At 69.1% G+C, this 8,000-nt stretch carries 5 protein-coding genes; 4 read left to right on the top strand and 1 reads right to left on the bottom strand.

The annotated features are described in order from the left end of the window. Window positions 1-272 precede the first annotated feature (272 nt). The 4 genes from CCN33_RS14625 to CCN33_RS14610 all read left to right on the top strand — a co-directional run bounded on the left by CCN33_RS14625 (window position 273) and on the right by CCN33_RS14610 (window position 6,135). Window positions 273-4,919, top strand: coding sequence for a putative T7SS-secreted protein (locus tag CCN33_RS14625; protein ID WP_244173812.1), 4,647 nt, complete (start codon window positions 273-275; stop codon window positions 4,917-4,919). 2 nt (window positions 4,920-4,921) lie between these two features. Beyond that, entirely contained in the window at window positions 4,922-5,197 is a 276-nt protein-coding gene (locus CCN33_RS14620) for a hypothetical protein (RefSeq protein ID WP_086694066.1), read from the top strand. 76 nt (window positions 5,198-5,273) lie between these two features. Beyond that, window positions 5,274-5,786 (top strand): Imm50 family immunity protein, encoded by a 513-nt coding sequence (locus CCN33_RS14615; protein WP_086694065.1) that lies wholly within the window; start codon window positions 5,274-5,276, stop codon window positions 5,784-5,786. Further along, a complete protein-coding gene (locus tag CCN33_RS14610) occupies window positions 5,773-6,135 on the top strand; it encodes a hypothetical protein (RefSeq protein ID WP_086694064.1) in 363 nt (120 codons plus the stop codon). Before CCN33_RS14615 ends, CCN33_RS14610 begins: the two co-directional genes overlap by 14 nt. A 253-nt stretch (window positions 6,136-6,388) precedes the next feature. On the opposite strand, the gene CCN33_RS14605 is transcribed toward CCN33_RS14610, so the two are convergent. Further along, on the bottom strand, window positions 6,389-8,000 hold a 1,612-nt coding region (locus tag CCN33_RS14605; RefSeq protein WP_107483942.1), incomplete at its 5' end, for an eCIS core domain-containing protein.

Below are 8,000 nucleotides of genomic sequence, written 5' to 3'. Positions count from 1 at the left end.
AACAACCAAACCCCAGGTCACCTAAACCGTGACCTGGGGTTTGTTGTTTCGGGTGACCTGTCGGTGACGGCGTGCCCGGGTCTGGTTCTCGTGAACTTGGCTGTGGCGTAGGCGCGTTGCAGTTCACGGAGCAGTGCGGCCATGATGTCTCGCATGACTGAGCACGGGGGTGCGGCGGACCAGTCGCGGAACATACCGAGGTCACGCCTCGACGACCACGCGGTGATGAGCGGCCCGGTGCCGTCGGCGTCGTACGGCAGGGGCGAGTAGCCGTGGGACTCCTGGACGACCTCAAGGACAAGGCCAACGCCGGTCTGGGCAAGCTCGAGGACGGCGTCGACGCCGGGAAGAAACTCGTCGGCGAGGGCGTCGACTGGACCACGGACAAGATCGGTGACGGCCTCGATCACGTCGGCGCGCACGGCGCCGCCGACGCCGTCGAGGACTGGGGAGACGACGTCGCCTCCGACCTCGGCGCCACCCCCGGTGAGCAGCAGCTCGACCAGACCGAGGAAGCCGACGAGCTCGTCCACGGCAGCCCGGACAAGATCCACGAGGCGGCGAAGCACCTCAAGGACTTCCACACCGCGTTCGACCACGTCAGCTCCGGCATGCGCAAGGTCGACTCCTCCGGCTGGGTCGGCGAGGGCGGCGACGCGTTCCGCGAGAAGTTCGGCGTGCACCCCACGAAGTGGGCCCACGCCGCCGACGCCTGCGAGAAGGCGAGCGGCGCCCTCGACGCCTACGCCGACACGGTCACCTGGGCGCAGGGCAAGGCCAAGGAGGCCGTCGAGCTCTACAAGAAGGGCAAGAAGTCCTCGGCCGATGCGGCCGACGCGTACAACAAGAAGGTCGACGCCTACAACGCGAAGATCAAGGCTGACGAGGACCCCGGCCCCCGGCCCGAGCCGTTCCACGACCCCGGCAAGGCCGACATCAAGAAGGCGTACGACCTGCTCGCCGAGGCCCGCAAGCAGCGCAACACCGCCGCCGCCGACGCCCAGGGCAAGGTGAAGGCGGCCCTCGCCCACGCCCCGGCCGAACCCCCGCCGCTCGACCGCCTCGGCAACGACATCGTCGACGGCTACCAGGCGTACGACACCGAACTCACCCACGTGGTCGGCGGTGCGCTCAAGGGCACCGCGGGCCTGGTGAACTTCGCCCGCGGCCTCAACCCCACCGACCCCTACAACCTCACCCACCCCGCCGCCTACGCGCAGAACGTCTCCATGACGCTCTCCGGCCTCGTCTCCACCGCCGCCCACCCGGAACGCGTCGTCACCGCTGCCGTCGACGGCTTCAAGAAGGACCCCTCCGAGTTCGTCGGCCGCCTCATCCCCGAGCTGATCGGGACGAAGGGCGCCGGTCTCGCCCGCAGCGGGGTCCGGCTGGGGGTGCGGAGCACCGAGCGGGCGGCGATCCGCGAGGGCGAGAACGTCGCGCGCAAGGCGGCCACGAAGGAGCCGCACCCGGAGCACCCGCGCGAGAAGGTCGAAAACGACCCCAGCGACCCGGTCGACCTGGTCACCGGCACGATGTACCTGCCGCAGACCGACGTCACGCTGCCCGGCACGCTCCCGCTGGTCTTCACCCGCCGCCTGGAATCGGGCTCGCGGCTCGGCCACTGGTTCGGCCCTTCCTGGACCTCGACCCTCGACCAGCGCCTGGAGATCGACGCCGAGGGCGTCATCTTCGTCACCGAGGACGGCCTGCTCCTCACTTACCCGCACCCCGCGCCCGGCGTCCCGACCCTCCCGACCGTCGGCAGCCGCCGCTGGCCGCTGGACCGCGTCGACGAGGGCTACACGGTCACGGACCCGCACACGGGCCGCACCTGGCACTTCACCGACCAGGGCGCCGACCGGTCCCTCCTGGCGCAGATCGACGACCGCAACGGCAACTGGATCACCTTCGAGCACACCCCCGAAGGCACCCCCCTCGCCGTCACCTCCTCCGGTGGCCACCGCCTCACCCTCACCGTCGAGGCCGACCGCGTCACCACCCTGTCCCTGGCCGGAGCCGCCCCCGACGGCACCGACCAGGAGATCAAGCGCTACGCCTATTCCGAGAACGGCGACCTGACCCGGGTCGTCAACTCCTCGGGCCTGCCGCTGACGTTCACGTACGACGACCGCGGTCGCGTCACCTCCTGGACCGACACCAACGACCGCTCGTACACCTACGCGTACGACGACCAAGACCGGTGCTTCGCCGAGGGCGGCGAAGCGGGCCACATGACGCTCCGCCTCACGTACGGCGAACGGGACCCGGCGACCGGCCACCGCGTCACGACGGCGACGACGGGCGAGGGCCATACCCGCGGCTATCTGATCGACGCCGCGAACCAGGTGATTGCCGAGACGGACCCGCTGGGGCATGTCACCCGGTTCACTCGGGACCGGTTCGGACGGGTGCTGACACGTACCGATCCGCTGGGGCACACCACCGCGTGCGGGTACGACGACACGGGCAACGTCGTCTCCGTGACCCGCGCCGACGGCCGCGAAGTGACGGCGGAGTACGGCGACTTCGACCGCCTCACCCGTATCCGCGGCACGGACGGCAACACCACGCGCCACACCTACGACGACCGCGGCAACCGCCTCAGCAGCACCACCCCCACCGGCCACACGACGCACTTCACCCACGACGCGGCGGGCCGCCTCACCTCGGTCACCGATCCGCTCGGCCAGGTGACCACGGTCCGATGCGACCGCGCGGGCCTCCCGGTCGAGATCACCGACCCGCTCGGCGCCGTCACCCGCTACGCACGCGACGCGTTCGGCCGCCCGGTCGCCATGACCGACCCCACCGGCCTCACCACCCGCCTCGAATGGACCGTCGAGGGCCGACTCGCCCGCCGCACCGCACCCGACGGCAGCAGCGAGACCTGGACCTATGACGGCGAAGGCAACTGCACCACGCACACCGACCCCGTCGGCGGCACCACCCGCTTCGAGTACACCCACTTCGACCTCCTCGCCGCCCGCACCACCCCCGACGGCGTCCGGCACGAGTTCACCCACGACACCGAACTCCGCCTCACCCGCGTCACCAACCCGCAGGGCCTCACCTGGGACTACGCCTACGACCCGGCCGGACACCTCAGGTCCGAGACCGACTTCGACGGCCGCACCCTCGCGTACGTCTTCGACCCCGCGGGCCATCTCGTCTCCCGGACGAACGCACTCGACGAGACGACGACGTACGAGCGCGACGCGCTGGGCCGCACCCTCCGCAAGGACGCGGCAGGCCGCGTGAGCACCTTCGCGTACGACCTTTCGGACCAGCTCGCCGAAGCGGTCGGCCCCGACGGCACCCGCCTGACCGTCCTCCGCGACCAGTACGGCCGCGTCCGCACGGAGACGGTCGACGGCCGCACCCTCAGGTACGACCACGACGAACTGGGCCGCCGCACCGGCCGCACCACCCCCACCGGCGCGCGCACCACCTGGTCGTACGACGCCGCGGGCCGCCGCACGGACCTGGTCGTCTCCGGCCGCCCCGTCGACATCGCCTACGACGACGCGGGCCGCGAACTCACGCGCGAGGTAGGCGACTTCCTCGCCCTCACCAATACCTACGATCCGATGGGCCGCCTGGCCACCCAGACAGCGACCACGGACGGCGAGATCCTCCAACGCCGGGCCTACAGCTACCGAGCCGACGGCAACCTCACCGCCCTCGACGAACACCTCGACGGTCCCCGCACCTTCACCCTCGACCCGGCAGGCCGCGTCACCGCCGTCCACGCCACGAACTGGTCCGAGTCGTACGCCTACGACGCGGCAGGCAACCAGACAGCAGCCTCCTGGCCGGCCACCCACCCCGGCCACGAAGCCACCGGCGACCGCGCCTACACCGGCACTCGCATCACCCGCGCAGGCCACGTCCGCTACGAACACGACGCCCTCGGCCGCGTCACCCTCCGCCAGAAGACCCGCCTCTCCCACAAGCCCGACACCTGGCGCTACGCCTGGGACGCGGAAGACCGCCTCGCCCAGGTCACCACCCCCGACGGCACCGTGTGGCGCTACACCTACGACGCCCTCGGCCGCCGTACCTCAAAACAACGTCTGTCGGCAGACGGCACGACGGTGACGGAACAGGTCATCTTCACCTGGGACGGCACCACCCTCTGCGAACAGACCACCTCGGCACCCGATGTCCCGAACCCGGTCACCCTCACCTGGGACCACTGCGGCCTGCAACCGATCGCCCAGACCGAACGCATCACCGCCGCCGACGCCCCCCAGACGGAGATCGACTCCCGCTTCTTCGCGATCGTCACCGACCTTGTCGGCACTCCACGCGAACTCGTGGCAGAGGACGGCGAGATCGCCTGGCACACCCGCACCACGATCTGGGGCAGCACTACCTGGAACACCACGGCCACCACCTACACCCCACTCCGCTTCCCAGGCCAGTACTACGACCCCGAAACCGGCCTCCACTACAACTACTTCCGCCACTACGGCCCGGAGAGCGGGCGTTATACGACCCCCGATCCATTGGGCCTGGCCCCTGCACTCAACCCCGTCACCTACGTGGTCAATCCGACCACATGGTCCGACTCGCTCGGCCTCGCACCCGACTATCAGTCGATCTACAAGGCCCCCCAGCGGGGGCAAGGTGACATTCAAGAATCCCTGGGATATCGGGCCGAAGACTTCCCGGGTGGACCCCATGACCCCTACATGGATGGAAAGGCATATTTCGCCAAGGAGCGTGAACTCGCAGATAAATATGCCCAGCATTATGGTGAAGGTGTCATAGAGATCAAGATTCCGCGGGAAGAGTATGATCTTCGCTTCGGGCAGTATGAGCGCCCTTACGAGGGCGGGCCCCTGACCGAGATCGAGATCCCGAACACTTCCGTGGAGGATCTGAACCACTACCCCAGAGTGAGGCACAGGTAGCCATGGAGGACGAATGGGAAGATGCGAAGCTCCGGCATCCGGTCGGCAGTAAGACCCACGGGGTGGTCCGCATGCGACGACCGTTCGGAGTGTTCATCGAGCTGGACGGCTCTCCCGAAGTGATCGGATTCCTGGACATTGCCTCGTACAACCCCGATCCACCGGTGCTCGACCTGCCTGAGGTCGGAGCAAGCGTCTCGGCCGAAGTGGCGTTCCACGACGAACAAAAGAGGCAGATCAGAGTTCGGGTAGGCGAACCGTTCTGGAATAATTCGTGACCGTTTCGAGGCTCGCGAAGAGGTGTACGAACACCCAGTGGGAATTTGGCGGACACCCGGGACGGCCAGGTCCTCAATGACCGCTGAGCTCTCCCCCCGAAACAGCGCGGTTCTCGCCCCGCTGTACGGCCCGGCCCGCCTGGATCTGAGCTCCGTCAGACTCCGGTCCGTGCACCTCGACTGGCACGGCCCCACCGTGACGCTGCGGCTGGACCTGCCCGCTCCGCCCTTGCCGCTGCCGGAGGGATGGGCAGCCGCGGGCGTCGACACGGTGCAGGGGCAGTTGCAGTTCCTCGCCGTGGAGGATCTGGAAATGGACGCCTGGGAGCCCGGACCGCTCGTGGCTGTCGAACTGGCGGTGCTCAGCGAGAGCAGGCACCGGATGCGCGTCGCGGTGTCGCGCGACGATGAGCCCGAATTCCTCCGCTTCACCGGCAGTACCGATGTGCTCGTCGGCCACATCAGCGGATTCCGGGCCGGTCCGGAATCCGCTGACAGCGGGGCTCACCAATTCCTCAGCAGACTTGACGCCAGGCTCCACACCACAGTTCCCGACCCGAGTGAGAAGACCTTCTATGAAAGCCTCTGAGGGTGCTGCTGAAAGCAGCCCGGAACTCCCGGAACTGTGCGCGCACGACGTCCTGAGCAACAGCGACCTCTTCTACGTCCACTTCGACGAACGAGGCCGTTCCGCCACCCTCGGATTCTCCCGCGTGCACGGCACCGAGGGCTTCGAGTTCTTTCTCCGCTTCAATGACGTACGGGATGTGCGCGTGCGGGGCTGGGGCGCCCCGGCACAGAAGGACGTCCACGTCGAAAGAGCGCCCGACGGCACGGTCCAGCTGTCCGCCTCCTCCGACGGATCGTCGCTGCGGTTCCGTGCCGCCGATGTCGCCCTGTCGAGAACACGCGATTTCCTCGCGGCGTCGAGCAGTTGAGCACCGCCCCCGTCGACGGACTGCTACCGACGCGGTGATGCCCCACCATGAGAGGCCGGGCCTTCGTTATCTCATCTGACAGTTCGGACGCGCTCAACTGGCCTCGTATCTCGAAGGGGCCGGCGGGCCTGCCCAAGCTCGGCGACGAACGGTTCGGGAAGCTGGAGGCGGCGCTGGCGGTGGTGGCGGCGCATATTGGAGAAACCCCAGGTCGGACGGCCTGGGGTTTTCTGTTGTCCGGGCGGTGCCGGGCTCAGCCCTCCAGGGTGATCGAGAGGATCGCGCCGATGAAGCCGCCGGTGGCGAGTTGGGTGCTGTGCCAGGTGTCGCCGGTGTCGGGGCGGGTGCCGTACATCTTGAAGTAGAACAACGGGTCGCCGCTGGAGGCGGTGGCGTTGCCCACGCCGGGGTCGCGGCGGGCGTAGTTCTCCATGGTGACGTAGTCGTTGCCGCTGGTCGCCACGGTGGCTCCGAAGTGGTACTCGAAGGTGTTGTCGCGGTCGCGGGACTCCTCCTGGGCCGCGTCGCCGTAGCCGACCGTCACCAGCGCGGAACCGGGTGGCGGGGGCGGCAGGAACTCGTTGAGGCCCAGTGTGCGCAGGGCGGCGTCGAGTTCCGGCGAGTTCGCCGCCTTCAGGTCCTGGAAGGTGCGGCTCATCGACTGGGAGTAGGACAGATACGCGTCCTTGTCCCCGGCGACGCCCTTCTGGAACGCCTCCTTGACCCCGTCCAGGTGCGTGCTGCCGCTGCCGTCGACGAGGTCGAGGACCCTGGCCAGGAAGTTCTCCCAGGCGCCGATGCCCTGCGAGGAGAGGCCCTTCTTGCCGGTGACGAACTCCGCCATCTCGTTGCAGCGTTGCGGGGTGAGGACGGACAGGCCGGTCGCCTTCTTCGTCATGCCCAGCGCCCCCGCCGCGCCGGTCCGCTTTGTCTCCACCACCGGCTTGACCTGGTAGAGCCGCAGCTCACCGGACTCGCCCGTCACCTTCAGGAAGCGGGAACCCTGGCGCAGCCGTACCCGGCCGGCGAGCGCCTCGTTCGCGGCGCGGATGTGGGCCTCGGTGGCGAAGAAGACCTTCGACTCGCCGGGCCCCTGCTCGATCGCGAGGTCCAAGCTGTCCGAGAGGCGCAGCGGGGCGCTTCCGTTGAAGCTGATGTTGGCCGTACGCGTCTGCGCGTCCGAGAAGTAACTACCGCTCGCCTCCTGCTGGCTGGGGAAGAAGTGGTCGTCGCTCTCGGCGCTCTTGTTGGAGCCGATGGACGAACGGCGGTGCTTGGAGGGGTAGTTGTCATCACCAGGTGAGATCTCGACGTAGCGCTGGACGGGCGCCCGTCCGCCCTCGGGGGTCGGGCCGGCCGGCGGTGTGTGGCTGTGGCCGCCACCGGCCATGACCCGGTGGGCGTTGGCCTCCGCCTCCCGTTCGAACCGGTCGGAGGGGTCGCTGAGGCGCAGGCCCTGGCCGGTGTCCGTCCCGGCGACCGTGCCCGATCGCTGCTGGACGACATGGGTCAGCTCGTGGGCCAGCGTGTGCTTGTCCGCGCCGTTCTCACCGATGACGATGTGCCGCCCGGAGGTGTACGCGCGGGCGCCGATCTCCGCCGCCGAGCGCTGCGCCGCCGGGTCCTTGTGCACCCGTACGTCGCCGAAGTCGGCACCGCCGAACCGGCCCTCCATCTCGGCGCGGACACCGGGCTCCAGCGGCCGTCCGGCGGAACGCAGCACGTCGTGGACGCTGGACCGCCGCTGGAGGGAGGGGGCGTCGGCCTCCTCGTCGCGCCGCGAGAGCATGCGGGCCACCGTCGCGTTGCCCACGCTGCGTTGCAGTGCGCGCAGCGAGGGCGGGGCCTGCGCCGGGACGGCGGGG

It is taken from the genome of Streptomyces recifensis (assembly GCF_002154615.1).
Lineage (GTDB): Bacteria > Actinomycetota > Actinomycetes > Streptomycetales > Streptomycetaceae > Streptomyces > Streptomyces griseoluteus.
The sequence above is the reverse complement of the archived record's forward strand: the minus strand, read 5'-3'. Positions and strand labels throughout refer to the sequence as shown.